This window comes from Peribacillus sp. NPDC055009, assembly GCF_053608705.1.
The window spans coordinates 1-26,678 of record NZ_JBSGVZ010000030.1 but is presented as its reverse complement, the minus strand read 5'-3'; the positions used below and the strand labels follow the sequence as shown (position 1 = coordinate 26,678).

Genomic DNA, 26,678 nt, shown 5'->3' with positions numbered 1-26,678 from the left:
TCAATGATGATTCAAGAATGCTGCGATTATACTAGTCTGTTTAAGCATCTTTCATGCTGCTTTTTTCATCACCGACTTATACTTTCCGAACCCATTAACGACAAGAACCCCAAATATAGCAATAGCGCCGCCAATGACTGAAAGGGTACTAGGGACCTCCTGCAGCCAAACCCAAGCGACAAAAATGGCAATTACAGGCTCAATGTATAACAGACTGGATACGGAACTGGCTTTTCCTAATGATAGTGCAACTGCCCAAGTTACGTAACCGATGGCCGCAGGGAAAACACCAACAAAAACCGCTGATAAATGACCTTCCATCGTTGCATGTTGAATTTCTTGAAATAGCCCAGGAAAAAATATAAAAAAGGGTATTGTACCAATCCATGTGAAATATGCTGTCAATTCAATCGGATTATAACTGCTGAACAGTGGCTTTTGGAAAACAAAAAACACTGCAGAAGCAATAGCCGACATCAGCACTAAAAAGGCTCCTTCAGAAATATTCAGGGAAGGGCCTGCAGTACCTAAAGTTATTAAGGTGATTCCTGTGAACCCTATTCCTAAACCGATCCATCCGAATAGGCCGAGGCGTTCTTTTAAGACGAAAGCAGCAATGATCGCTATGAAGACAGGTGCTGAACCAATCAGCATTCCAGCCGTTCCCGCCGAAACAGTTTGTTCCCCGAATGTCACCCCAATATGGTAAATACTAATTCCAATAAATGCAAGGATCGATATCCTCAACAAATCCGCTTTTTTCGGGAGTCGAAATTTCACCCCAGGCCATAGAGCATAAAGGACAAAAATCCCTGATGCTATAAGATAACGAACAAGTACCAAATGGCCAGCTGAATACCCGCCATGCAAGCTTGCACGAATAGCAGCGAATGTAGATCCCCAAATAATAACTGTAATTGATGCCAATATAAATGCCTTAGTGTTCAAAACCTATTCCTCCCATGACCATTCACTATAAACTGAAGGTATCATGGATACGGGAGAACTTCAATAAATTTTCTATCTCACTGTGAAGTGGAACAGTAAAAATACGAATAAGACTACATTCCCGAGATGTAATCATCTGTGAAGAAATCTTTGCCATATGGGAGTGGATAGGAAATCTTCCTTTATAGATCGATCAGGTTAGAAAAGCATGCTAAACAAAAGGTGCTTCGTATAGGAAGCACCTTTTGTTTAGACTGGAGACAAACTCGATATTAAGATTGCCTATATTTTTTTGAGTGAGTGTAAAATATGAACGTTAATTTCCACTCCAGGCACTCGCTTTCCGCGGGCGGTCCGGGAGCCTCCTCGGCGCTCTTGGCGCCTGTGGGGTCTCCCTTGGACGCGCTTTTCCCGCAGGAGTCTCGAACACCCGATCCAATCAACTTTGTTTAAAAATTCAGATAGAAACCCTTTTGTCTACAAACTTGTTTACAATTACCTTTTCCAAATTTAAGCTTACTTGAAATATTGTCTTGAAGCTTTTACACTGTAACCGTTTTGTGCTGCAATACTGAAAAATAACGTTTAAAGTGTAAATTTAATTAACTATTTTCTGGTTTCCAAGAAGAAAAGCGTCTTTCAATAATGCCTAATAATGAAGTAAGAATGATTCCCGTAATCGTAATGACTAACACTCCAACAAACATACGGTCTGTTTGTAGATTTTGACCATTGCTTGTCAATTGATATCCGATACCAGCTGTCGAAGCGAATAATTCACCTACAACTACAGCAATTAATCCTTGGCCTATCCCTAAGCGAATACCGTTTAAAAGGAATGGTACCGTCGAAGGCAAAGCAATTATTTTAAAGATCTGAAATTCACTTGCATTAAATGTTCTTGCTGCTTTTATTAAGTTTTGATCTAATGTTAACATAGCTTTTTGAGCGCTCATCACTATTGGAAAGAAGGCCATCAAAAATACTATAACAATTTTTGATGCTGGTCCTATTCCAAATGCAATTATGATCACGGGTAAAAGTGCGACTTTAGGCGTTACATATAATCCTGAAATGAAAGGGTTAACTACTGCATTAAAGTTAGAATTCCAGCCAGATAACACACCAAGTGGTATTCCAATCAGTATTGCTAAAACAAAGCCTGCAACAAATTCGTAACCACTCACCTTCATATTTTCCCAAAAAGATACTTCTTGAACCATTAACACTGCCGCTTGTGCAATTTCAATTGGTGAGCTAATGAACAATGGATTTATCCATTCGTTTTGAGAGGCAACTTCCCAAAGCAACAGGAATATAAAAACAGATGCAACACTGATAAAAAATGATTTTTTTTCTTTTCTTATTTTCTTCGCCTTTTTTATCTTGTGCTTTGTTTGTGTAAGTTGGATCGTACTCTTCGCCATATTATTCTCCTTTCACTATATTATTTTTCTTTATTATCGAAACCTTGTTTTGAAGACTCCTGTTCAATAATGGACCATATATGGTCTACAAACTCTAAAAATTCCGGGCTGCGCTTCACATGAAGATCTCTCGGTCTAGGTATATCAACATCAACAACCTCCACTACACGTCCTGGTCTTGCTCCAAAAACAAAAACTCTATCAGCTAAAAATACCGCTTCATCAATTTGGTGTGTAATAAAAAGACTTGTCTTTTTTGTCTCATCCCATATTCTAAGTAACTCACCTTGCATAAACTCCCTGGTTTGTGCGTCCAATGCCGAAAATGGTTCATCCAGTAATATTAAGGACGGGTTTACCGTTAATGCTCGAGCCAAGTTAACCCTTTGCTGCATCCCCCCTGATAATTCGTGGGGATAATGATTTTCATAACCTTTTAAACCGACCATTTCAATAAATTCCTTCGCCTCTTTCTTTTTCTCTGCCGTTATTTGCTTTAACAGTTCAACTCCATAGAGAACATTTTCCAATACTGTTCTCCAAGGTAAAAGACTCGGGTTTTGAAAAACCATTGCCCTGTCCTTGCCGGGGCCATCAATTTTTTGCTGATCTAATAGAATTTCACCCTTACTTGGCTTAAGTAATCCAACTACAGTATTTAAAAAAGTGGTTTTTCCACAGCCGCTCGGCCCAACAATACATATAAATTCACCATCTTTGATATTCAAGTTTATATTCTGCAGGGCAATCACTTCTGCACCAGTTTTATTGTTTACGTAAGTAACATCCAAAAAACGAGTAGACAATTTGAAATTTTCCAGTTGTGCATTTTCCATCTTACCTATCATCTCCTTTCTATCTAATTATTTTTTAAATGCTTCTTCTATATAACTATTTGTCCAAATAACATCTTCAGTAGTATCCTGTTTAGTAGAAACGCCTGACAACTTGCCGAATTCAACTAATGGATCCTGGGCATTATCCCAAGCTTCTTGATTCATTTCCCCATAGCCTTTAAAAGTGTTTTTCAATCCGATTAGTGATTCCTCTAGGATATCAACATCAATTCCATCAAAATAAGATACGATTGATTCGGCTGCCTCTCTTGGATTATTACGTGTGAATTCCATACCTTTCCCTATTGCCCGAACTACTTTCAAAGATGTTTCCTGATTTTTTTCTAAATATTCCTTTTTAGCAAAAACAGCTTCCCAGACCATATTCCCATACATTGGCTCTTCACTTGTATTGATTACAATCTCACCAACATCTTTACTTTCCGCCTGTAAACCCATTGGAGGCGATGCTATACCACCGTCAACAATCCCCTCCTGCATACCGCCAATCTTCGATCCATCTCCTGCCAATTTGACAGATTTAAGCGTATCGGGGTCAACACCATGCATTTGCATTAAATAGCGGGTGTATACGTCTCCAGAATCACCGACAAGATTTGTACCAATAGTAGCGCCATTCAATGAAGCCACTCTATCTTCAAATGATGAGTCTTTAGAAACATTCTTTTTCTTTTGATATTGTTTAGAAAGAGTAATTTGATAGGTTAGCGCTGAATTTAAAGATTGAATCGCCATTAATTCTTCACCTTTATCAAGAGGAGTAAACATACTTCGAGGACCCGAGACCGCAAACTGAGCTTCACCTGATAATACAGAAGCAATTACTTGTGCTCCTCCACCACCAGATACAATCTCTGCTTCAATTCCTTCTTTTTCAAAAAAACCTTGCTCGATGGCTACATACAATGGGGCAACTGACAATAACCGTGCAGGTTCCGTAAAAGTAAGCTTTACCGCTTTTCCTCCGGAACTTCCTTCTGTAGTCGTTTCGTCACTTGGACCGCATGCAGAAACTATTAACACCAAACAAATCAGAACGAACGCCAATTTTTTCTTAAACATATTACTTACCTCCCTAAATCAATTTTTAGTCAATTGAAAATTCTCCATAAAAAGATATTACTATTCCCCCTTATTTTAGTTTTATATACAAAACATAATTTCATATATACACCAATTCTAAATCAGCTGTCCCATTTGGGTCAAATATAATTTTGGAAAATTTAGATAATTCAGTGGATTACTGCACAAAAAAACACTCTTTTAGAATAATGAGTGTCCTTTAACTCTTAAGATAAAATTTTCTTCTTCCGTAAAAATAACTCTTTTGTTCCATCCTTCAAATAAAGGAAAAAGACTTATTCTCAATCCATTAATGCTTCACCAAATTTAAACGTTTGCAATAAAAAAAGTGAAATCACTACTAAGAATATGTTTTTGTTAAGGTTAGCCCATTATAAACATAATCCCACATTGAATCATCATTAGGACCATCACTGGGTACTTGCACTGTACAAATGCCTTTGATTCCCCAGTCGATTTCATTAACACCTTTTACCTCCGCTAGTGGATCAAGGAAGAGGATATTAAATTTCCCCGGTATCATTTCGGACAAGACGGATTGCAATTCAACTGCACCGTGAACCGAAACTGCCCCCCATCTAACAAATAAGACGGATTTGCTATTTGAAATTATTTCAATAAACTTATTTATTCGGTAATTAAGTTTTTCTTTGTAAGCAGGGTAAAGATGAGTCCAATCTTGATTAGGTAATATTGGGAAATCATGGACTGAAATAATATTATAATAGGTATCTTGGATAAAATACGCGTCTTGCTGCTTACCGCCATCATCAGAAAAAACCGCATCTCCATCATCAAGATAAGAAGCGATGCCATCTACCTGCTTCATATTGTTTAAGTCCATAAATCCGACAAATCTGTTCTTCAATAATCTGCTTACATCCGGGAGTGAGTTAGATACAACCCAATCAAGAGGAAACGAAAACCGCCTCAAATTATGCCGCCTTAAATTAAGAGAAGGTCCACACCAACTGCCTAGGCTAATGATTACATCATAAGATCCTTTTATATCTTGTAATTTCAATTCAGTCATCCTCTCTACTAATTTCCCTATTTCATCAAATCCTTTTGGTAGTTAACTAATTTTAATTCCAGTCTTTTTCACTTTGTTCCGGAATTATATAGACAATCCAGCCATAACGAATTTTCAGCTCTTCAGCCATTAGGCGGTTTCTTTATCAGGAAATGTACCTGTTACTAAGCGGAAACGGTTATTTTCCGCGTTAATTATTTTTTCTTTCAATGCTTGTACCTCCTTTTTTATATCTTATGAAGCTTCCTGGAAATCTGTATAGTACTTAATAGATTACTAACAGCCCTTTTTATGTTTCTGAAAAATAAAAGAAGCCCTACTTGGATAAAGTGGACCGTTGGGATCTTAAAGAAATATCGGGAATGCAAACAATATTAATGGAGAAGACTGCCTAACCTAAATACTGCCCCCTTTCCACCTTTTATTGTAGGGTCAATAACCTTTTTCGTAATAGTGCTGAAATCATGAATCTACCGAATAACACTAGTGTAGCGATATTGCATTTCAACCGCTTTTCAGCTTTTGAATTCAACCAAGTTTTACCTCCCAAAAAACTTCATGTCTTAAAGTTTCACGCATTTTCCTAGCCAAGCTTGTAATTCCTACTTTTCATATATTTCAAGAGGCAAATCATCCGGATCACCAAAAAAAGTAAACCTTTTTCCTGTTAACCCATCAACACGGATGGGTTCACCAGGAATGTTTTCTTTTCTAAATTCTCAATTTCTTGATGAATATCTTCCACTTCAAAGGCAAGATGTCTAAGTCCTCTTGCTTCAGGATAACTTGGACGATGGGGGCTATTAGGAAAGGAGAACAATTCCAGCTGATACTCCCCTCCGACCATTAAATCCAATTTATAGGACTTCCTTTCTGCCCGATAGTTATGAAATTTCCCTTAACTGTACCCAGCATCAGTAGATTGAAACACCCTTTTCAGAAACCCACGCATTGCTTAAGGTAAAAACTTCAGCAGCAGACTTAAAATAATAGTGGATAAGGGTGCAGTAAATATAGTTACACTGCTGGCATGACTTGTGGTACCGGCATGACCTTAAACGGGAAACTATGAAACTCAAAAGAGTTTTTCAATAGGTGGGGAATCAAATTTTCCGAGTTATTACTTTCTTCTCATTGAAAAATATCTCAATTTATGTCAATTGAAACCAAATTTCGAGTTTGTTATCTTAGTTAATGAACCGGTTCATGACTATTTTCTGTATGAATATTAGACACAATAAAAGGAGAGATGAAACCATGACACAAGAACGTAAATCAACAAGCGCAGTGGAGCAGTATGCTAATCTCATCCCCATGAGCGAAATTGCTTCGAACGCAGATCAATTATTTCCTTTTCCAATTTTTAATAGTTTACGACAAAATACTCCTGTAAGGTACGATGAGGCTCGAAGCTGCTGGGATGTGTTTCGATATGAGGACGTACATTATATTCTAAAAAATCCAAAACTGTTTTCATCGGAACGAGGGTCTGGAACTCTTCAAGGAAGCATTTTGACAATGGACCCTCCTAGACACACGAAAATGAGAAACTTAGTGAACAAGGCATTCACTCCTAAAGCAGTGAAGGATTTAAAAAATAAAATCGAAGAGGTGACACATTACCTTCTCGATCAAGTTAATGAGAAGGGGACTATGGATCTCGTTCATAACCTTGCTGGTCCGTTGCCTGTCATAATAATTGCCGAATTATTGGGGGTCCCTGCTAAGGATCGGGATCTTTTTAAAACCTATTCTGATGTTCTCGTGGCAGGCGCCAAAGATAATTCAAATGAAGCCTTCCAAAGAATGGCACAAAAACGTAAGGAAGGAAGTGGGTTTCTTAAAGAATATTTCAAAAAAATAATTTTAGAGAGAAAAGTTAATCCTGAAGATGATTTAATTTCGCTATTATTAGCAGCAAAAATTGATGGGGAAAAATTAACAGAAGAAGAGGTACTATCTTTCTGTGTTTTATTATTAGTTGCGGGAAATGAAACAACAACTAATTTGATTACAAATGCCGTACGCTATATGACAGAAGATAAAAACATTCAAGAACAAGCTAGGACAAATCTGACTTTAATACCAAAATTGGTAGAAGAAACACTACGCTTTTATCCTCCAATACAGGCAATTGGCCGTGTTGCAAAGGAACATGTCAAAGTTGGGGGCAAAACAATCCAAAAAGGGGAACAAGTAATTTGCTGGGTCGCTTCGGCAAACCGGGATGAACAAAAGTTTGCAGAGCCTAATCGGTTTACGTTAGAAAGGAAATTAAACCCTCATTTGAGTTTCGGGTTTGGTATTCATTTTTGTTTAGGTGCCCCGCTTGCACGTCTAGAAGCAGAAGTAGCTCTCGTGACACTATTAAGTACATTTGCAAAATTGGAAGGTGTAAAAGGGACTGAGCTGGAGGCGATTCCAAGTCCGTTCGTTTTTGGAGTGAAAAGACTTCCTTTAAAATTCACAAGATAATGAGCCTTGCTGCCTAAGAATATATAGATTAAGTAATACAAAAACCTATCAATAACAAAAAATGAAGTTTTTTATAACCTCAGTGACCTTTTAAAATTGAATATTTGGAAAGCATTTGTTGGAGAAGATGTTAAATCCTATATTTATCCAGTTATTAGAAATCACACTGTACTAGGTTGATAAAAACTTCATATATAATACGGAATTATGACCTAAAAAATACAGAAACAAAAATGGAAATCACAAAATGAGTTCCATTTTTGTTTTGAGTGCTATTTTGTTTTAGGGCACCTTGATGAAAGACTTTTCTTATCAAAATATACATAACCCTACTGCAAATACTAATTTCCATATATTTCAAGAGGCAAATCATCCGGATCACAAAAAAAGGGAAACCTTTTCCTGTTAACTCATCAACACGGATAGGTTCGACTGGAATGTTTTCTTTTTCTAAATCTTCAATCGCTCGATTAATATCTTCCACTTCAAAAGCAAGATGTCTAAGCCCTCTTGCTTCAGGATAACTGGACGATTTGGGCTATCAGGAAATGAGAACAATTCAAGCTAATATTCCCCTCCGACTATTAAATCCAATTTATACGACTTCCTATCTGACCGATATGTCTCCTTCTCGATATCACACCCTAATTTTTCATAATCGGAACAAATTATTGCTACATGATGTATTTTTTTACCTTCATTTGTTTCCTACCTAAGAACATTGATTATTTTAATAATCTAATTTTACCAAAGTTATACATTTATAAAAAATTAGATTTCAGTGCTTCCTTCGGATTCTACTGCGCATTCGTCGCTCGAGGTGGTGATTATCTCTTTATCAACTCAGACCATATTGATGAGACCAACGCATTTTCATTGTGTAACTATCGAAATGCCTCTTCCACCCCTCCACCAGCTAGATTAATTCAGCACATTAGTAAAAACTGATATACGTTTCAAACACCTCAACCTTTTTCCTAGCGAAAAAAGCGATCCAGTGAACAAATTACCTGCAAATAGTAATAACAAAATCATGTTTAGATTTTGACCGAACACTAATTTGAAAAGACTAATAAAGTTCTATTTCGTACTCGAAAAGGAGCTGAATATATATTGCATTTGTTGAATGTATGTTCGGGTTATTCTTAGTTGGTTTAGTTTATTAAAAGATAAAAGGAGAGTACATATTAAACAAGGCAAATATGTGCTCCCCTTTATTTATTGACGATTCATGGGTTACCTGAGGTTTGTTTCAATGGGTTCTGAGGTTTTAAAACATCATAATGTTTGTATCGGTATTGACGCTTTGAAAGGTATACTGAAAGTATAAGAGCAAGTAATAAGAATCCCGAAATCATGACGATTAGTCCATCCCATCCGAATATGGACCAAAACACACCTCCGACTGTTCCACCTACACTCGATCCAGCGTAGTAAAGAAATAGATATAATGAAGATGCTTGTGCCTTGTTATGTGAAGCACGTTGTCCGACCCAACTACTAGCAATCGAATGACAGGCAAAGAATCCAAAAGTAAACAATCCAAGTCCTAGTATCTTCACAAACAAATCAGAATCCAAAGTTAAACAGACTCCGAAGAACGAAATCAAAAGATTAATGATTAATATTTTTTGCTTACCGTGTCGATCTACCAATTTCCCAGTCCAGGCAGAGCTAAACATTCCAACAATCATAACTATAAATATCCAGCTTACTAACGTTTGACTTAATGAATAAGGCTGGGCAATTAATACATATCCAATATAATTGAACAATGCTGCATTACTTCCTAAAAGCAAAAACCCCATCGTATATAAGCAAATTAATTCTGGATCCTTAAGATGGTCAATTAAGGATTTCCCTAACCTTCCAATCTCTAATTTACGAGGTTGGAAATTTTGCGAAGGTGGTAAGCTAATCCAAAAAATCAGGGTGGCCACTAAGCTTATTAGACCGATTCCTCCTATTGCTATGTGCCAACCAAGGTAGTCGCTCAGCATACCAGAGATAATTCTACCACACACAGCGCCAATTGCATTGCCGCTGATATACAGGCCCATTGCGGTTCCAAGGCTTTTAGGATCTATTTCTTCTCCAAGATAGGCCATTGCAATGGAGGGAAGGCCAGCCAATGCAATTCCTACCATAGTACGAAACACCAGTAAGAGATGAAAATTAGGGCTGAATGCTGTAAGAATACAAAGCACCGAAGCAAGGATCATAGAAATAACCATGATGGGCTTACGTCCCCATACTTCAGACAAAGAACCAAAAACCAGCATGCTGATGGCTAGAGCTATTGTTGTGACCGAAAGTGACAGACTTGCAGTAGTTGGAAAAATACTAAACTCTTTAGTGAACTCTGGCATTAAAGGCTGCGCACAGTAAAGAATAGCAAATGTATTGAAACCAGCCGCAAAGAAAGCAAAGCTAGTTTTGCGAAAGACAGGTGTACCTTGTTGAATATATCTCATAATACAATCAACCTTTGCCATCTATATTGCATAAAAAATCATTCCTTTTAACAAATTCTATTCTTGAATTTTATATTACCACCGATACCTTATGATGTATAATTCATTATAATAATGGTTTTAATGATTATATGGAATGAATGAACAGATTTATGAAAGAGGTGTCTATGAATGGAATGGCAACAGTTTGAATACTTCCAAACTCTAGCACGTATGCAACACGTGACGCGTGCGGCAGAAGCGTTATCAATCACCCAGTCTGCCCTCAGCCGATCTATTGCTCGTTTTGAGGATGAAATAGGTGTTCCATTATTTGAACGTCAAGGGCGTTCAATTAGATTAAATCAATATGGTCACATCTTTTTAAAGAGTGTGGATAGTATGATGAAGGAATTCCATAAAGGTAAACAAGAAATTCAAGAGCTGCTCGAGCCAGAGCAGGGACAAGTCTCCCTTGGTTTTCTACACACGTTGAGCACGAATCTTATTCCAGATTTAATCGCTTCTTTTCGTATGCACTATCCAAAAATCAATTTTCAACTCACACAAAGCCCATCCCATACTCTTCTTGAGCAATTACAATTAGGAGAATTGGATCTTTGTCTAATTGCGCCTATGGAAATGAAAGCGCCACTCCAATGGGCGCAACTTTGGACGGAGGAACTCTTTGTTATAGTCCCTAAAGGGCATAAATTCGCCAATTATGAAACGATCACTTTAGAAGAAATTGCAGCAGAATCGTTTATTCTTTTAAAAAAAGGATATTCCCTCCGCATAACTGTCGAACAATTGTTTGAGGAAGCAGGGATTACACCTAATATTACATTTGAAGGAGAGGAAGCAAACACCGTAGCAGGGCTTGTAGCTGCCGGGCTGGGAATCTCAATTCTACCGACCCTGAAAGGGACAGACCAAAGTGAAATATCGCAAATACGTGTTCAATGGCCGCAGTGCCAACGGGTAATTGGAGTTTCTTGGGTCGAGGGAAGATATTTATCACCTGCAGTTCGACAATTTAAACAATTTGTCTTTGATCATTTCTCCGGAGAGGAATAAGAATTTCTGTAAAGGAAGTTTTATATAAAATAACTGACTGAGTTACTAATAGAAAAACTATAGCAGTATGTAAAATATATAGTTTTTCCTTTTTTTATATACAGTTATGAATTAAGGGGATTTGACTAGGGTGAATGATGGAGCGGTCCCTCTTTCCAACCGCGCCATCGAGGCGCTAGTAAAGAAATACACGAAGGCATTTTTTATCGTGAAAAGGATTAAAAAAAGGAGAAGATTTCTAGTCTTCGCCTTTTTAGTTTGAGAGCATATAACAATGCCAAGTATAGTACTCCCTTATAGAGACACCTACCATTCTACATAATGGGATAAATTAAGATGTCCTAAGGAGTATTATTATGACTCACTAAATAAAGTTATTTAATTAGGCCCTCCAATGGAAAGCAATCTATCTTCATCTTGTAGTTTTACCCTTACGATTGTTTTACTTTACACTTCAACATACTTGGTTTATTTTTTCTCAGTATATAACAGGGATTTAATCCGAATCCAGGGACGCTCATTCTCCCATTCTACTTTAACTGGGACACGAAAGGTCTTTTCCAATAATGATTCGGTTAATACGTCCCTTTTTTCTCCTTTATAGCGTTTCTGTGTTTGCTTCTCGGTACATCTATAAACCACAATCCGAGTAGGAAGCTTGTCTTACTCCCCACATACACATCTCGTAGCTCGTATACTTGGCCAGGTTGTAATTGTTTCATGATATCTTCCAAATGAATTTGGATATATACAGGCTTCAATTGGAGCGGGTTTTGTTTTAAATTCCACTATTTCGAATTCTTTTCTATATATTTTTGTAGGCAACTTAAGACGTGATAGGTAATAGCCTTGCTTATCCTGGATAGACTTAAAGTCTTGTAAACGAAAATATCCTAAGTCACGAATGTATAGTTCATTCTTCTGTACCATGTTTGTTCGATTGGCACTATACGCCTGATCACTTCGTTTTCCTGGTTCAATTTGCACATCAGAAAATTGTCCACTCAACAAGTCATACTATAGCTGAATTTTTGACCCCTGCTTTATGGCTACATCCCCCAGCACCTGGATAAGTAGATAAAAAGCGATCAAGAACTTGAAAAGTTGTAGAATCTAGAATACGTATCCGTTCAAAGTAAGCAGAGAGTGAATGAGGTATCTTAAAGGAATTGACAAGTTTAGCCTTTAAAAGTGTTACTAACACAGTTTGGAAGAAGGCTACTGAAGATTGATTAAACCGTTGGTTGAGTCCTTCTGGACTCAGTAAAACACCTGTTACGGATTCTAATTGACTACAAAGTTGTGTACTTTTTGATTGAGCCATACCTCCTGTTTTTATGGCTAATTGATTGAGCGCAGCGGGAGACAGATATCGGTATAGCTCCTCCCAAATAAATGAAGATCTTGTTCTTGCTTATCACTCATAAAAAAGCACGTCATCCTTTCTTAGTAGCATAAGAAAAAAATAACGTGCTTTTGAATTTGGGAACAACTAATTTTTTAACTTGATAGATGTGTGACGTGACCCCTATCAGTATGCCCAAGATTTAGAGATTAGTTTCAAGACAGCTGAAATTTTTGCACCAGAACCTACTTAGGTGATTCCAGTTATTATGAATTAAATTTACCGTACTTCAAAATGGAAAGCTGCCGGCGCCTCCGACAAACTCGAGGCGGTTCACAAAAACTAGAGCACAACTTGCTGACCTTAAGTGGTTAGGGACGCCAATTGTCCATGCCGTACTTCACTAGGTCAACCATGTGTTTGCCCCCAGCGTAAACGAGAAATGGCGGGTCGAACTCGTCCTTCTCCGTGCCGCTAAGGACGCCAACAACCTTTGGCCCCTCACTAGGCAACCAAAGTGGCCCCCCAGACCATCCATGCCCGATATCAGGGTGACCTGCGAGTGAGAATTCTAGCTCTATGCCAGGGCTGTCGTTGTCTATATCGCGGAGGCCCATGTCAAGCTCCACGGCGGGTTTGTTTTGGAACGTTTCAGGATATCCCGTGGAGACGTAACGTCTTTTGTAATACTCTTCCTCGTTGCCCCACCATTGCGTGCCCATCCAGCCAATTGCATTGCCGAGCGGCTTATAAAGCTTGCATATCACATAGTCATAACCGAAACCGCTTGTCTGGGTGGTGTGTTTGATACCTCGGAACGTTTGAACGAACGAACTTCCAAAGGGCGGTTGGGGGTCCCCCTGCCGGAAGGCCGGTATAAACTCCATGCTCCAATTCTTCACTCCCCAAGGCGCCACGTGACTTGCGGTCAACATTAGATTGGGACCAACGAGAACACCGGTTCCTCTAGGTATACCGTTGACTTTAATCAAACCGACGGTATTAAACGGATAGCCGAGCCTTCTTCCCTCCTCAGTGGCCCTCGGCTCGAGAAATACCCGGTCACCTACCCGAAATGGTACAAGTCGGGGTAGATATTCTAGTGGCTGCCACGGCGGCCGGTAGCCTTCCGTGCTAGAAACATCCTCCTTTGCCGCCGACGTGTCTTCGGCTTTCAACTCAATCTCCTCCTGCTCCAGCCCCGGAATAGTCGTCAGAAGCTCCTCATCGTGGGAGCAGCCGACAACTTGCCACATCCCAGGCACTCCTGGAACATTTTCAGTTGCAAAGTCCATCTTTGGCTTATACTGTGAACGCACGTACACCCCCCAACTCGGTCTCAGCATCTCCTTCATTTCGGCCGGCATTTCCTGCGTGGCAGGGATTGCCGGGGTATTGTACAAATCTTCCAACGACATCTCTTTCATGCTTTTTTCCTCCTTATCGATTGTGGGTGCTCTGCGAGCAGAGCAAAAAAGTTATCCGAGATTGTCCAAGTAGCCTCTAACGACAGTCATGACTCATTCGGGCGAATCTCGAATGTCAGAGCTATGACAGCCCTTGACCCGTTACCTCTGTCGGTCCACCTGGATAACCAGTATTAATGTTTGGTTGAAAGAGAAGCATTATTCCCTTTTATACACATTTTACAAATTTAAAAAAACCTTCCGATAAGATTTACCTTGAAATGCTCCCTGCATAGGTTTTTGAATTGCTCGGCCAACAGAAATATCTGGATAAGAAAACACAGACATATGGAATACTAGAAAAATGTGGAATACCAGAGTCGTTTACAAAATGGAATTGCAAATACCGCTTACTCAGGCTGAGGAACGCACGAGAAACACATGGTTTCAAATAATCAAATATTCAAAATTAAGCTAGTGCCACTTGCTTAATATTCTTTATTCATTTTATAAAATGTATTTGTAATGACTGATCCTTACCAGTATCCCGCTATCATACAGATAATAGGATATAGAAAACTAAAGCACTATCACTTCCAATTGAAAAATTTACAAAGAAAACTTATTTGTCTTCCTCTGCCTTAATCGTTTAATTCCTACAGCCGAATTATCACCCAAGTTCTAAGTTCCCCGGAGGATTGTATTCATTCAGTCTATTCTTTTTTACGGTCATTCTAAAATTTCTACTATTGTATGTTCAATTGTTATAAGCTAAAAAGCCCAAGTTTAGGGTAATTCAAATTCAAGGAATTTAAGGACAATTATGTTGATTTGGACTTTTTCAAGAAGAAATCTTCCAGCTTTTTCTGAAATTCACGTAGCTCAGGCTCAACTATCATCAATTGCGACACACGAAAAGCAGCATACTTAGCATAAGTTTTGTCAAGTTCGTTTATTTCTGTCCACATTACAATGAATTGGTAAGCGGTTAGTGCATCAATATCTGCTGCACGACCGGTACTGTCGCTAACATGCATGAGAAATCGATTGAGTACGATGTCTTGTTTGGTGTCTATATTTGCAACTACAGACGGATGCCATTCCCTTGCATTTTTTAGGGACCAATGCGTATCGAAACACACGGTAATTGGTTTACCAGATGGTATAGATAAGTGGTATTTACCATCCTTATCCGTGTACTCGTGGTCGACATACCGCAGATTGTCATATACCGACACTTTGATGTTATAAATCGGCATCATATCATATCCATGGACCTGTCCAGAGATTGAAATGTTTTCGGGCATAAAAAAACTCCTCTAATATATTTTTGAGCATAGATGAACTTTTCAAAAACGCCATTTACGGCAAACCTTCATTTTCGCAGTATGCAATATGCTTTACGCCAATCCTGTAGGTATAACTAATATGATAATAATCACTCTCGTAAGTATTAAAAGGATTATTGGTTATTGTGGAAAGAACCTGCACAGTTTTAATTTGGCACTATATAATAAAGGAACAAAAAAGCCTAATAAGGCTTTTTTATTGTCCATTTTTCCCGTCATATTCAGTTCATTACTTATTAATAGTGTTATTCATAAAATCTGTTGCTTCACTTTCAGACATAAAAAATATTCTTCTCTCTACTGGTACTTTTTTGTAATCATTAGGTGAATAAATTTGCTTTGTTTGAGAATCTCCTACCCATTTAGTTAGTCCCCTATGTGATATTCTTGCACGGAATACGAATGGTAACTCTTCTAAAGGATTGTTGGGATTCCAAATTCCTAGTCCTTCATTTTTGGCTTGTACCAATGCACTTTGATATTCCATAAAATGATTGAAGTTCGGATAAATAAAATAAGTTACTGCATGACCTTTTCGTACCATTTCCTTATTAACATTTAATTATGTCTGTTTTTGAAAACATGTCCCAAAAAGTAAGGTATTTGAGACATACAAAATTCACCTTAAATAGCTTTAAACCTGCCTCAAAATTCATCTCTAAATCAAAATCTCAACTGGAATTAGTAACATTGAGTTTTGAGAATGCTTAGCGTGGTTTTTTCGGAATCCGCTGGCGATAGCCCTGATGCAAAACCTATAATTTTCCCTGTATCATTAATTGCAACATAAATAAAAGGTTCATTTTCGTTATAAAAAAAATCAATCCATCTTTTTTCCATCTTCATACGATAATTCGTCCAGATAATCGTCAGGTACTAGAAGTAGTCCTCCAACTATCAACATAAACTCTTGATACGCCCTTTATATCTTCTTTACTTGCTTTTCTAATTTCCAAGTTAAGTGCCTCCAATTCAAAACAGTAAAATAATAAAATTTATTATAACATTCTTTCTTCAACCCCCAGTTAGCTCAATAAGTGTTATTCCATAAAATGGCCCTTTAATGGAATAGTGAAAAAGGATGATTCACAAAAGTTATTCAATCTTTTGGAAACATCCTCGATTTTTGCATTATTTATATGTTATTTAAGGCAAGTCATATACCCTCCTGAACATTAGGTTAATTAAATCATGCCGCCCATTCCTCTTTTTTAAAAATAATATTAAATACATATTAATGAATCCTAGTAAATCAGGATTGGCGAATTAATAAAAATTAATGAAAGACATGTTTTTAAATTTAGACTAGGACAAATAGGAGGACAAAATTTTGTCCTCCTAAACTTTATAGCAACAGGATGCCAAATTATACAAAACCGATTAGCTCCAAGCCATGCACTGTTTTCTTAAGCACCTCTTCTTGGTAGATCTTTTTACTAATAATTTAGATAGTCAAAAGCCCACAAGTTTCTTTTCAGTTTTTATGCCAATTCAATCGTCAGTTACCATGTCAAATTAGATATTATTCTTTAAAAAAGCACTTGTAAAACGGAACCCTTTACATTTTGGATGTACGCTTCTCAAGTTTTAAATTAGTAAGGGTAAGCACTGACTATTGTTGACCAACTGCTGTATACTTTTGTTTTTCCAACGGTACGATAAGCCCTGACTTTATAATAGTACGTCTTCTTCTTTGTTAAGCCGGTATTAATAAAATTCACAGAGCTCGTAGTTTTAATAGGGCTGTAGTTTCCCGTCTTTGACGTTGCCCTATACACTTCATATCCCGTTGCACCTGAAACACTGCCCCATGATACTTTAATGCTGGAGGAGGAGTATCTCGCCGCCTTGAAATTGATTGGGACAGAAGGGATGGCCTTCGCAGAAACTGGAGCAGAAAAACTGCTGTAAACCTTTGTTGTTCCAACCAGGCGGTATGCCCTGACTTTGAAGTAATACGGATAGTTGGTGACCAAGCCTGTATTTGTGAAGCTGGTTGCTGTTGTCCTGCCAGCATAACTATACTGGCCTGTGAGTGTTGTTGCCCGATACACTTCATATCCAGTTGCCCCGCTTACTGCTGCCCAACTCGTTTTTATACTATTATATGAAGAAGATGCTGCCTTTACTGACGCAGGTATTGCTGGTTTCGGTTTCGCACTGACTACTGTTGACCAGCCACTGTACGCTTTTGTCGTTCCAGACAATTTATAGGCTCTTATTTTATAATAATACGTACTATTTGTGATCAGCCCTGTGTTGATGTAACTGGTTGCTGTTGTAGCAGTTAATAAAGTATATTTTCCCGTGCTTGATGTTGCCCGGTATATTTCATATCCAGACACACCAGCTACAGGTCCCCAGCTGACTTTCACACTATTATAGGATGAAGAAGCCGCCTTGACGGTACCTGGAATTGCCGGGTTTGCAACCCATTTAGCATAGAGGGTTGTATGATTCATCACTTTATTTGCAGCAAAGTTCCAACTATTGGTATATGCAGCATCCTTGTACCAACCGCCGAATGTGTAGCCTGTTCTGGTCGGTGGAGTTGGTGCTGCGATGATGGTATTGTAGCTGGCAGTTTTATTTGCAACTGCAGAACCGCCATTACTATTGAAAGTCACTGTAAATGGATTGACTGTGACACTAATTTCAGTTGTTTTCCCGCCATATTGAATGGCAACCTTTCTAGTACCCAAAACAGAAAAGTCATAACTCGCTTGCCAACCAGAGGTAACTGTGGATGTTGTACCGTTGTCGTACGTTAATTTCAAGGCCATGCCTGTGCTATCAAAGGTTGACATTTGGTTGTATATCAATTTTTTAGGCAGTGTTGTGACTTCAATTTTGGTAAGCGATTTGGCATTTACGGTCACATCGCAATTTGCTGTTACTCCGGAACCGTCAGCAGCTTCGGCTGAGATCGTTGCGTTTCCAGGTTTTACAGCAGTCACATTTCCTTGTTCATCCACTATGGCAACAGAAGGATCAGATGATTTCCATAAAACATCTTTATTTATTCCATCTGTCGGTAAAATACCGGTGACATTGAGCGTTTCTACTTGTCCTTCAATAAGCGTCATGTCTGTTTTGTTTAAGGTAATATCGGTTACCGCTTTCCCCACATTGACGACACTTATGGCAGTTTTATTCCCGTCTTGTGTTGTCACTGTGATTACGGATTGGCCCTCAGATTCACCTTTAATGACTCCATCGCTGCTGATTGAAACGGAAGGATCGCTCGACTCCCATGTAACATTCTGATTGTTGGCATTGGCAGGTGAAATAGTTGGAACTAACTTCACCTGGCCACCGAGTCCAATATTTAAAATTGGATTTGCAAACGACACACCTGTAACCGGTTGATAGACAGTGACGGTAGAAACATCCTCAAATCCGCCATCTTCAGTTTTGGCAGTGATGACCGACGTTCCACTGGACTTTGCAGTGATCATTCCGTTTGCATCAACTGTTGCGACAGAAGGTTCGCTCGAAGACCAGATTACTTTACTATTGGTTGCATCGGCTGGCAAAACGGTCGCTGACAAAGCTTGCGATTCGCCAACTTTCAGCTTTAGCGAGTCTATATTCAGCGATATCGATTGAACGTTCTGCATGACGGTAATGTTAAAGGAAGCTTTTTTATTTGTCCCATCGGTCGATGCTGCATAGATCGTCACAGTGCCTGGCGACTTGGCTTTGACGATACCATTTTGGTCAACAGACACAACACTGCTGTCCGAGGATGACCATGTTACATTCTTGTTTGCGGCATCAGCCGGCATAACGGTTGCAGAAAGCTGCATTGTATTACCAATTTTTAACATAGATGGGCTTCCATTTATGGATATGCCTGTTACACCCTGCACGACTTTTACCGTAAGGTTGTCGACTTTATTTGTTACGATATCCTTTGCAATAATGTTAGTGGTGCCCACTCCAGAAGCAGAGATCACCCCGTTTTGGTTGACTGTTGCAATATTCTCATCTAGTGAGGTGTACTTAATTTTGAAAAAATTTGGTGTGGCTGGAGTAAAATCCATCTTTATTGAGTAGGTAGCTCCAGTTGCTAATTGAATTTCATTAGTGTCAAAAGACAGAGATGTCAACTCAACGGACTGAATAGCTTTTAAATATGGCAAATTATTAGACATCTGCCATGTATTTGTGAAATCAAATCCCTGAAAGAAAGCCTGGTACTTCATCTGTTCTGCTGAGAGAGGAGTGGTATTGTCGACACCGCTCCCAGAACCCGGTATACCTCTATTTAAAAAATAGCTATTGCTAATGGAGTCAGAACCATTATCTCCAACAATTTCACCCATAGAACCATATCCTGAGTTACTGTTTATACTGCCTGCATTATAGGTATTCGCTATTGCGCCTCCATTACTTCCGCCCGATATCCCGCCTATATAAGCTAAAAAGGATGTAGTGACGTTGACACTTCCTATATTAAAGCAGTCGCGGATTACAGCTCCTGCTCCCACATTAACCCCTATAATTCCACCTGAATAAACAAAAGTGTTGTTATAATTAGTTGATTTCGATACGGCATTCACATTCCCCATGTTATAGGAGCTGCTTACAGTCCCGGCATAATTATCACCCGCAATCCCGCCTATAAAAGCATAAGGATTACTACTAGATGATGATGTAGAAGATGTGTTCACATTACCGGCGTTATAAACATTGGAAATCGTACCAGAGTAATTCTGTCCTGCAATTCCTCCTGCAAGAGGAGTTTTAGGGGATATTGCGGTAACTTCAGCTTTATTGTAGCTATTTCTTATAGTCCCCTCGTTTATTCCTGCAATCCCACCTACAAAGGCTTGTGACGGCGAGTAAGCCTGAATGCTGCTATTGGTTATACCAAGGTTTTCAATCGTTCCTCTGTTATATCCAAACATTCCTGCGTATATATCATTTTTTGAAGATGAGGTATTACTAACCAAACCTGTTATGACATGTCCTTTGCCGTCAAAAGTGCCGGCAAAAGCATCAGAGCTACTGCTTCCAATTGGGATCCATCCCGCCCCATCGTTGTAGAAGGCACCGCCTTCAGCAAAATCTTCTTCAGAAAATACAATGTCGTCTGTCAGATAATAGTTTCCGGTAAGATTGTTTCTAATGTTATACAGATCAGCTTTACTGGAAATTGCTGTATACCCTGTCCAGTCCGTGGCAGCTTTTACAACCGGAACACCAGGAAAAAATTCCAGCAAAAATGAAACCACAATCAAAACTGACAACAGTTTCCTCCAGAAAATTTGAAACCTCATAAAAAAACCCCCCTATAAAATAATTTAATAGTTAATTTCTATATGTTTCATATGAACTTCCAGCCCATCATTTGTTAACGGTTTCTAAGATGTTTTATTATTAATTTCTATTAAAATCTATAAAACTTTAATTTTCGAATGAAATTTCTTTAATTAAAAAAGGGAAGGCTTTTTACCTCCCGGTAGACTATTTCAATCAATTTTTCTACCGTAAGCTCGTGTTTAGGCACAAAATTGGACAGGTCTTTTAAATAGTACTTCTGCTCTAAATACGTCATCCCTAAAAACTTTTGTAATGACTGTCGTTTTACTTTTAGCAGGCAATAATGGCTGGTCATTGACGAGCGGCAGTTGTTGCTTTTGGACATTAAGCCGAGTATAAATTGAACCAACAACACTGTAGTTTTTGCGCACTTCATCAAGGAAATCGAAAAAAACGTGCTCTACTAACTCTCCTTGCGTATACTCTTTATCCTTTACCCGTAATTGAAAGACTTCATCGCATAACGTTTTTTCAAAGTTCTTATTTTTTTCAAGAAACTGTGATATGAAATAAAACACGATAGCACCAGCTATACCGATGGCTAGATTAGTCAAAATGAAAGAAATTACTGAGACCGCCTCATAAATAATATTGCCATAAACAAATGCTTCCGGACGTTCCCCAAGAAGAGTCCAAAAATAACCAAATGTCATAGTTATTATACATTGTACGAAAACAGGACCAAAGTCAATTTTGTATCTCATATTGCATGAGCTCTCATGTATGACTCTATAGCCTTCATAGTTAAGCTTATGGCTACGGACATTTCTCTTGAGATCCCGACTGTACTTATATACGTTGACATGTCCCGTAACTAGAAATTCTCCAAAAATATCACTTTTTCCAAAAATCTTAATTTTAGTATTTCCTATAAATTCAAAAGGTACATTTAACTTTTTAGCAAATCTGCTATTTCCATTTTACGTTGCTCAGGTGTACATACAAAATTCATATAATAGTCTCCTATGTGTTTAATATACTTGAAAAAACGAGTCATATCATGGGTTCGCAACTTTTATTAATCACAATAAGTGAATCACAAGACGGTATGATTAATGAATTTGATTCCTAATATCCGAAAATCCCTACAGATTTTTTCGAAATTTTTTTGATGAGTTTCCTAGCGACAAATCCAATCGTACCAATGGTTTCATCGTTGTGGAAGAAATTACATACAAAAAACCCCTGTTTTTCGCCTGTATTTAATGGACCAGTATTAAGGACCTAACAATATAACTAATAAAAGATTAAGACATAACGGCTTCGCCGCGCTTAGAATCTTTTATGTTTGTAGAATAATTTAAATAGCTGTGTTGGTTGTTTCAGCTTGTGGAAATGATCTTAAAGGGAATGGTAAAACAACTGAATTGGGTCTTGAGAAATCCAAAAAGTTTGAAACAGGCTTTTTATATGTAAGGTCACCATTTGAGAGTAGAAATGAAGAAGAAAACTTTAATATTAAGGAAATTGAACGTGTAGCAGAAGCAAAAAACATTAATTTAAATATTTATCATGCTAAAGAAGATACTTCAAAACTTGGCCTACGCTACAATCCCAAGCTGGTAGAAAAAAGAATAGGAAATAACTTAATTAACGAGGTAGCAAAGGGGACTAAAATTCTGCTGTCTCACTTTCTCTCCTATCACAGATCAAAATACAGTTATTATGTTCTTTTTAACTAATAAAATCGATAATTTATTAAGAGCTTTAATAACCCGTTTTCCTTTGAAAAGTATTAAATCTAACTTTGATCCGCTGCTAGAAAGAAATTATTTTCCGTATTACTGTATAAATATTAGACCGAGTCCAACAAAATAATTCTTTTCTATTTTTTATAATATGACTATATTAAACAAGTCCCTCATATAATCACTTATGCCTTCATATTTTTCTTCATCCCTAAGCTTTAATAAGGCTATTATATCACGATCACAAATTGTTAATATCCAACCCTTTCCACTATTAATTACATCTTGCAATATTTTTTTCTTCATCGTTAATAGTTCTACAAATTAATATACCAAATTCACCATAATTTTATTAAACCTTCCAATTAGTTAATCTCCTTCCTTTTGTAACAAAATGATTCCTAATTTTTTTACCTGCGTTTATACGTGCCGTTAAGGTATACTTTTACGATTGAGTAAATTACAAAAAAACTATTTGTCATTTTTCACTTTAAATCCACCTTTTATTACGGTTCTTTCTAATACAAGAGGACTTGTTATATTAGACTTCGACTCAATAATAGAGTATTTAGGTTCTATGATTCTTTTATTTAAATTCACAGGTGCAATAATTAAATTGTCTTTTTTCTCCCCTATAACTACGTAAACTGTACTATCATGATTTATTATTAAGTAGCTTTCCTTATCTTCTGCAATTCTGCTTCCTAGATAATAACATGTTTCATATGTTGCATATATTAAAAATAAAATAATTGGTATAATTATCCATTTTAACGGAATGAACGCACTCCAAATCGAAAATAATTGTTTTACTTCACTTAGTAAATAATTATATACTCTTGGTAACAAAGGTATATTTTTAAACGATTTAGATTCAGTAAACTTTTTAAGTCCAACAAAAACTGCAACAATTATACAAAATTCAAAAATAATGTATAATTCTATACTTCCAGTATAAATCATACTAATTGTCGTAGCTGCAGCAATCGTGATAGCAATTGGATTAATTAGATCACTAATAATAACTTTTGACATCCATAATACGATTGTAATAACAACATAGACAATCAAACCAAATACAATAGCCATAGCTACATTGGAGATAGCCATAGAAATATCTGAAGGTCCTATATCAATTGGTGCAATATCTTCTAATTGATAATAGCTCCAATATCCACTTCTAAAACTATAAGTAATAAAATAAGATAAAGCAGTTAATAAAACTACAATTACAGCTGCATCTTTCAAGATTTTAATTTCTCTTACTCGCACAAATAAATTTTTGTCTTTCTCTTTAGCTTTATTATGTTGTGCTTCAAATGGAGAGTTCATCCACTATATCAACTCCTAACATCCATAATCCTTATTTTATCATTTATTCAATATCAAATTTGTTTGGAAAACTATTATCTCTAAATTCTGCTTCCTTTTTTCTACTCTTTTCTCAATCATCGTTAAAACACTCATAAAATTTCTACTCTTAAGCCCTCAACGATATCACTTTGAAGTGGAAAATATTCCCTTACGATAATTATATTATATGTCTAAACGAAGTTAAAATGGTTCTTACTTTTTAATTGATAAATATTTTATTCCTACAGCTTCCTTCTGTAGGTGGAGGTTTATAGGGGGAAATATGATGGTGATTTACACCTATCTAGCGTGCTTTTTATTACTTTGCAAGAAGTGTAGATTTCCATGGTGTGTGAGTAAACCAACTATAACGAATATCCTAATAAAAGGGACATAAAAATGTGGAAATATCCCCCCATAGCATCATTATGTATGAGAACAATAGAGGAGGGTTGATGTTATTTCACGCCTTTACCATATCATCAACATATGGACTCCATCATCCTATTCTATTTTTTCATCTTTCATAACATTAATGATTTATGGAATGTTTTCGTTTTGGAAGAATCAGAGACAAAAGGCTCTAGTATTTCTCCATCATCACTATGATTCATCAATAGTTAGTAAAGCATCATTTTTCATAAGCCCTTCAAAACTCTGCCTAATGTCATCCAAACTCTAACCCTCTAAAGTATTGAGGCTCTGGCTATATGTTTGAATGTTATGATATCGAAATCTATAGTAAGTAACTCTGAAAATCTTGACTCGTTTCCTATGAGAACCAGGCTCTGTTGTGTAGTCAGCTTGAGGAGGTCCCCGACACGCAGGTCAGTTCACAGTCTACGACAAAAAGGATGTAATCCAGTTCCGAACAATGGCGCATCAACACCAATTTCATTTCTTCTAACTTCTGCTAACCACGGATCGGTTGTACACTTTTGGTTAAGGCATCTTTCATCGACCTGTTCCCATCATATCCAGCCTAAGGCTCCCCTCTTTGCGAGAGCATGTTAGGAAGTCATCAAGAGACGCGTCGAATCGAGGATCAAGATGTAGGCGTCCCAAACCGAAAAGGCAAGTACTCTACTTATTTTAAAGAATTAAGACAAACATAGTGCTGACTTTCAGTAACCCATGTTGATACTATATGCTAAGAGGTCACCGTCGGCATTACATAAGGCGAAGGTAAATAAGATTACTAACCAGTAAAACTCTTCCCTCCTGGGCGTTTACCAAATTGAAAGTATGTTGCAGGATTTATAGGTTGATAATATTGCTTCAACAGCTGCTTGTCTTTCTTTAACCATATCAGTAAAAGTAGAAGAAATAAAAACTTGTAGCTTTTTTTTCATTTGTAATTACCGTTCTTATCCAAAATAGTATAAAAATTGAATATAAATTTCATAATAGTACTTTGTAGGATATTTTACTTAAATTATTTCTTGTGTGGTTTAAATTATTCATTTCTCATTCAATTATTTACCATATATTGAGCGGATGCAGTATAATAGTACCATAACAAAAAAGGTAGGGTGAGGAGATAATGTCTAAGGGAAAATCCTTAACACAGGAAACAATAATGAAGGTTTTAGATTGGTCATATGATAAGGCTATTAATGGAGGTGTTCCTGGAATGGATACGGCCATAGAGTTAGCAGACAGTTACTTACAGAAGAATGGTACGCTAGACGAAAAAGTTAAAAGTCTAATTCTTTGGCAAAATTCTAAAAGTGCGACTAGTGGTTTCCTATCAGGACTAGGAGGAATTATAACTTTACCTGTTGCTATTCCAGCTAATATTACCAGCGTGATATTGGTTCAAATGAGAATGATAGCTGCTATTGCCCATATGGGAGGATATGACCTTAAAGATGATCAGGTAAAATCTTTTGTTTATGCTTGTTTAGCCGGTAATGGAGCGAAAGATATCCTTAAAAATTCAGGTATTCAAATAGGAAAGAAGCTCGCAGTATCAGGTATTAAAAAGGTACCTTTTGAAGTGATAAAAAAAATCAATCAGGCTGTAGGATTTCGTCTATTAACTAAGTTTGGTGAAAAAGGAGTTATTAATTTAGGTAAGATGGTTCCTTTAGCGGGAGGAATAATTGGCGGCACAATTGATGCATGGGCAACAAATACGGTAGGTAAAGTTGCTCATAAGCTTTTTATTCAAGATTCACTAGTTGAAAACTATGATGAACCAGTTATTATAGATATGAAATAACTTTTGATAAAGAACTCAAAGATGATTGCAAAGTAATAAAATATTTTAAACTTCTATAAATCAACCCAAATAACAGGAAAAAGAAATAATATCCTGTTATTTGGGTTGCAATAAAATTTTAAATAATAGCAAATAACAGTTCAAAGGCCCCCTGTTCTTTCCATAATGGTAGACAGTTGCCTTGGATACGCCTAATAAATCAGCTACTTCTTTTTGTGTATACCATTCCACTTTATCCCCCTCCCATCCTTCTTGATTATCCGTTCCTGTTATGGGAACATCCCGTTGTTTCCCATTCGTCAATTCCTCATGATACAAGACTGCTTCCGCTTGGCCAAATTTTACCCGATATTGGAGACGTGGCTGTTCGATCACTTCCAAAATCTCGCCTTCTTTTTTTTCAAATTGTTTAAAGTAGTAAAAACTCTCTGGGTCTTCTTCTTCCGTACATGTTTGGAGAACATAAACCGTTTCCCCCATTTCATCAGATGCAGTCTGCGTGTTTTTTTAATGGTTTAGTTTATTCATCATTTGTCTCTTCACCTTTTATCTTTTATTGTTATATGTCTTTCTATTTCATGACTAACTATTTAATTCCTATATCTATCAAAATATATAATGTTGTCTTAAAT

18 protein-coding genes and 4 pseudogenes are annotated in these 26,678 nt (G+C 37.3%); 4 read left to right on the top strand and 18 right to left on the bottom strand.

The window, feature by feature from the left end; all coding sequences use genetic code 11:
* Positions 1–51: 51 nt before the first annotated feature.
* The 6 genes and pseudogenes from ACWF5P_RS25800 to ACWF5P_RS25775 form a co-directional block, all read right to left on the bottom strand.
* On the bottom strand, positions 52–948 hold the full coding sequence (locus ACWF5P_RS25800) for a DMT family transporter (protein ID WP_452445478.1): 897 nt from the start codon (positions 946–948) through the stop codon (positions 52–54).
* Positions 949–1,550: 602 nt separating this feature from the next.
* A complete protein-coding gene (locus tag ACWF5P_RS25795) occupies positions 1,551–2,375 on the bottom strand; it encodes an ABC transporter permease (RefSeq protein ID WP_452445477.1) in 825 nt (274 codons plus the stop codon).
* Between the two features lie 20 nt (positions 2,376–2,395).
* Positions 2,396–3,211 (bottom strand): ABC transporter ATP-binding protein, encoded by an 816-nt coding sequence (locus ACWF5P_RS25790; RefSeq protein ID WP_063576690.1) that lies wholly within the window; start codon positions 3,209–3,211, stop codon positions 2,396–2,398.
* 27 nt (positions 3,212–3,238) lie between these two features.
* Positions 3,239–4,294, bottom strand: a complete 1,056-nt coding sequence (locus tag ACWF5P_RS25785; RefSeq protein WP_452445476.1) for an ABC transporter substrate-binding protein — start codon at positions 4,292–4,294, stop codon at positions 3,239–3,241.
* Positions 4,295–4,655: 361 nt separating this feature from the next.
* The gene (locus tag ACWF5P_RS25780) at positions 4,656–5,348 is read right to left on the bottom strand and encodes a DUF1796 family putative cysteine peptidase (protein ID WP_452445475.1); all 693 of its coding nucleotides are present in this window, start codon (positions 5,346–5,348) and stop codon (positions 4,656–4,658) included.
* Positions 5,349–5,950: 602 nt separating this feature from the next.
* A pseudogene (locus tag ACWF5P_RS25775) lies at positions 5,951–6,231 on the bottom strand (VOC family protein); the annotation flags it as partial.
* Between the two features lie 374 nt (positions 6,232–6,605).
* Between ACWF5P_RS25775 and ACWF5P_RS25770 the strand changes: the two are divergent.
* Positions 6,606–7,823: a cytochrome P450 gene (locus ACWF5P_RS25770; RefSeq protein WP_452445474.1), complete on the top strand. Its 1,218-nt coding sequence runs from the start codon at positions 6,606–6,608 to the stop codon at positions 7,821–7,823.
* A 341-nt stretch (positions 7,824–8,164) separates the two neighbouring features.
* Here ACWF5P_RS25770 and gloA2 read toward each other — a convergent pair.
* A pseudogene (gloA2, locus tag ACWF5P_RS25765) lies at positions 8,165–8,510 on the bottom strand (SMU1112c/YaeR family gloxylase I-like metalloprotein).
* A 542-nt stretch (positions 8,511–9,052) separates the two neighbouring features.
* On the bottom strand, positions 9,053–10,297 hold the full coding sequence (locus tag ACWF5P_RS25760; RefSeq protein ID WP_452445473.1) for an MFS transporter: 1,245 nt from the start codon (positions 10,295–10,297) through the stop codon (positions 9,053–9,055).
* Positions 10,298–10,468: 171 nt separating this feature from the next.
* On the opposite strand from ACWF5P_RS25760, the gene ACWF5P_RS25755 reads away from it, so the two are divergent.
* Complete coding sequence (locus tag ACWF5P_RS25755; RefSeq protein WP_434169230.1) at positions 10,469–11,353, top strand: LysR substrate-binding domain-containing protein; 885 nt, start codon at positions 10,469–10,471, stop codon at positions 11,351–11,353.
* A gap of 597 nt (positions 11,354–11,950) precedes the next feature.
* Here the strand turns inward: ACWF5P_RS25755 and ACWF5P_RS25750 are convergent.
* The 7 genes and pseudogenes from ACWF5P_RS25750 to ACWF5P_RS25720 form a co-directional block, all read right to left on the bottom strand.
* A pseudogene (locus tag ACWF5P_RS25750) lies at positions 11,951–12,778 on the bottom strand (IS4 family transposase); the annotation flags it as partial.
* A gap of 291 nt (positions 12,779–13,069) precedes the next feature.
* Positions 13,070–14,125, bottom strand: coding sequence for a trypsin-like serine peptidase (locus ACWF5P_RS25745; protein ID WP_452445472.1), 1,056 nt, complete (start codon positions 14,123–14,125; stop codon positions 13,070–13,072).
* A gap of 800 nt (positions 14,126–14,925) precedes the next feature.
* On the bottom strand, positions 14,926–15,411 hold the full coding sequence (locus ACWF5P_RS25740) for a hypothetical protein (protein WP_452445471.1): 486 nt from the start codon (positions 15,409–15,411) through the stop codon (positions 14,926–14,928).
* A 271-nt stretch (positions 15,412–15,682) separates the two neighbouring features.
* Positions 15,683–16,000 (bottom strand): annotated as a pseudogene (locus ACWF5P_RS25735) (thermonuclease family protein); the annotation flags it as partial.
* 134 nt (positions 16,001–16,134) lie between these two features.
* Positions 16,135–16,299, bottom strand: a complete 165-nt coding sequence (locus ACWF5P_RS25730; RefSeq protein ID WP_452445470.1) for a hypothetical protein — start codon at positions 16,297–16,299, stop codon at positions 16,135–16,137.
* A gap of 746 nt (positions 16,300–17,045) precedes the next feature.
* Positions 17,046–20,738 carry an Ig-like domain-containing protein gene (locus tag ACWF5P_RS25725; RefSeq protein ID WP_452445469.1) on the bottom strand — a complete coding sequence of 1,231 codons (3,693 nt, stop codon included), beginning with the start codon at positions 20,736–20,738 and terminating at the stop codon, positions 17,046–17,048.
* Positions 20,739–20,960: 222 nt separating this feature from the next.
* On the bottom strand, positions 20,961–21,485 hold the full coding sequence (locus tag ACWF5P_RS25720; RefSeq protein ID WP_452445468.1) for a hypothetical protein: 525 nt from the start codon (positions 21,483–21,485) through the stop codon (positions 20,961–20,963).
* A gap of 606 nt (positions 21,486–22,091) precedes the next feature.
* Between ACWF5P_RS25720 and ACWF5P_RS25715 the strand changes: the two genes are divergently transcribed.
* Positions 22,092–22,463, top strand: a complete 372-nt coding sequence (locus ACWF5P_RS25715) for a hypothetical protein (RefSeq protein ID WP_452445467.1) — start codon at positions 22,092–22,094, stop codon at positions 22,461–22,463.
* A 477-nt stretch (positions 22,464–22,940) separates the two neighbouring features.
* Here the strand turns inward: ACWF5P_RS25715 and ACWF5P_RS25710 are convergent, their stop codons facing one another.
* Positions 22,941–23,801 carry a hypothetical protein gene (locus ACWF5P_RS25710; RefSeq protein ID WP_452445466.1) on the bottom strand — a complete coding sequence of 287 codons (861 nt, stop codon included), beginning with the start codon at positions 23,799–23,801 and terminating at the stop codon, positions 22,941–22,943.
* A 1,250-nt stretch (positions 23,802–25,051) separates the two neighbouring features.
* Positions 25,052–25,174 (bottom strand): DUF4062 domain-containing protein, encoded by a 123-nt coding sequence (locus ACWF5P_RS25705; protein WP_452445465.1) that lies wholly within the window; start codon positions 25,172–25,174, stop codon positions 25,052–25,054.
* Between the two features lie 191 nt (positions 25,175–25,365).
* Between ACWF5P_RS25705 and ACWF5P_RS25700 the strand changes: the two genes are divergently transcribed.
* The gene (locus tag ACWF5P_RS25700; protein WP_452445464.1) at positions 25,366–26,046 is read left to right on the top strand and encodes an EcsC family protein; all 681 of its coding nucleotides are present in this window, start codon (positions 25,366–25,368) and stop codon (positions 26,044–26,046) included.
* 96 nt (positions 26,047–26,142) lie between these two features.
* Here ACWF5P_RS25700 and ACWF5P_RS25695 read toward each other — a convergent pair whose 3' ends face one another.
* Complete coding sequence (locus ACWF5P_RS25695; protein WP_452445463.1) at positions 26,143–26,526, bottom strand: hypothetical protein; 384 nt, start codon at positions 26,524–26,526, stop codon at positions 26,143–26,145.
* Positions 26,527–26,678 lie beyond the last annotated feature (152 nt).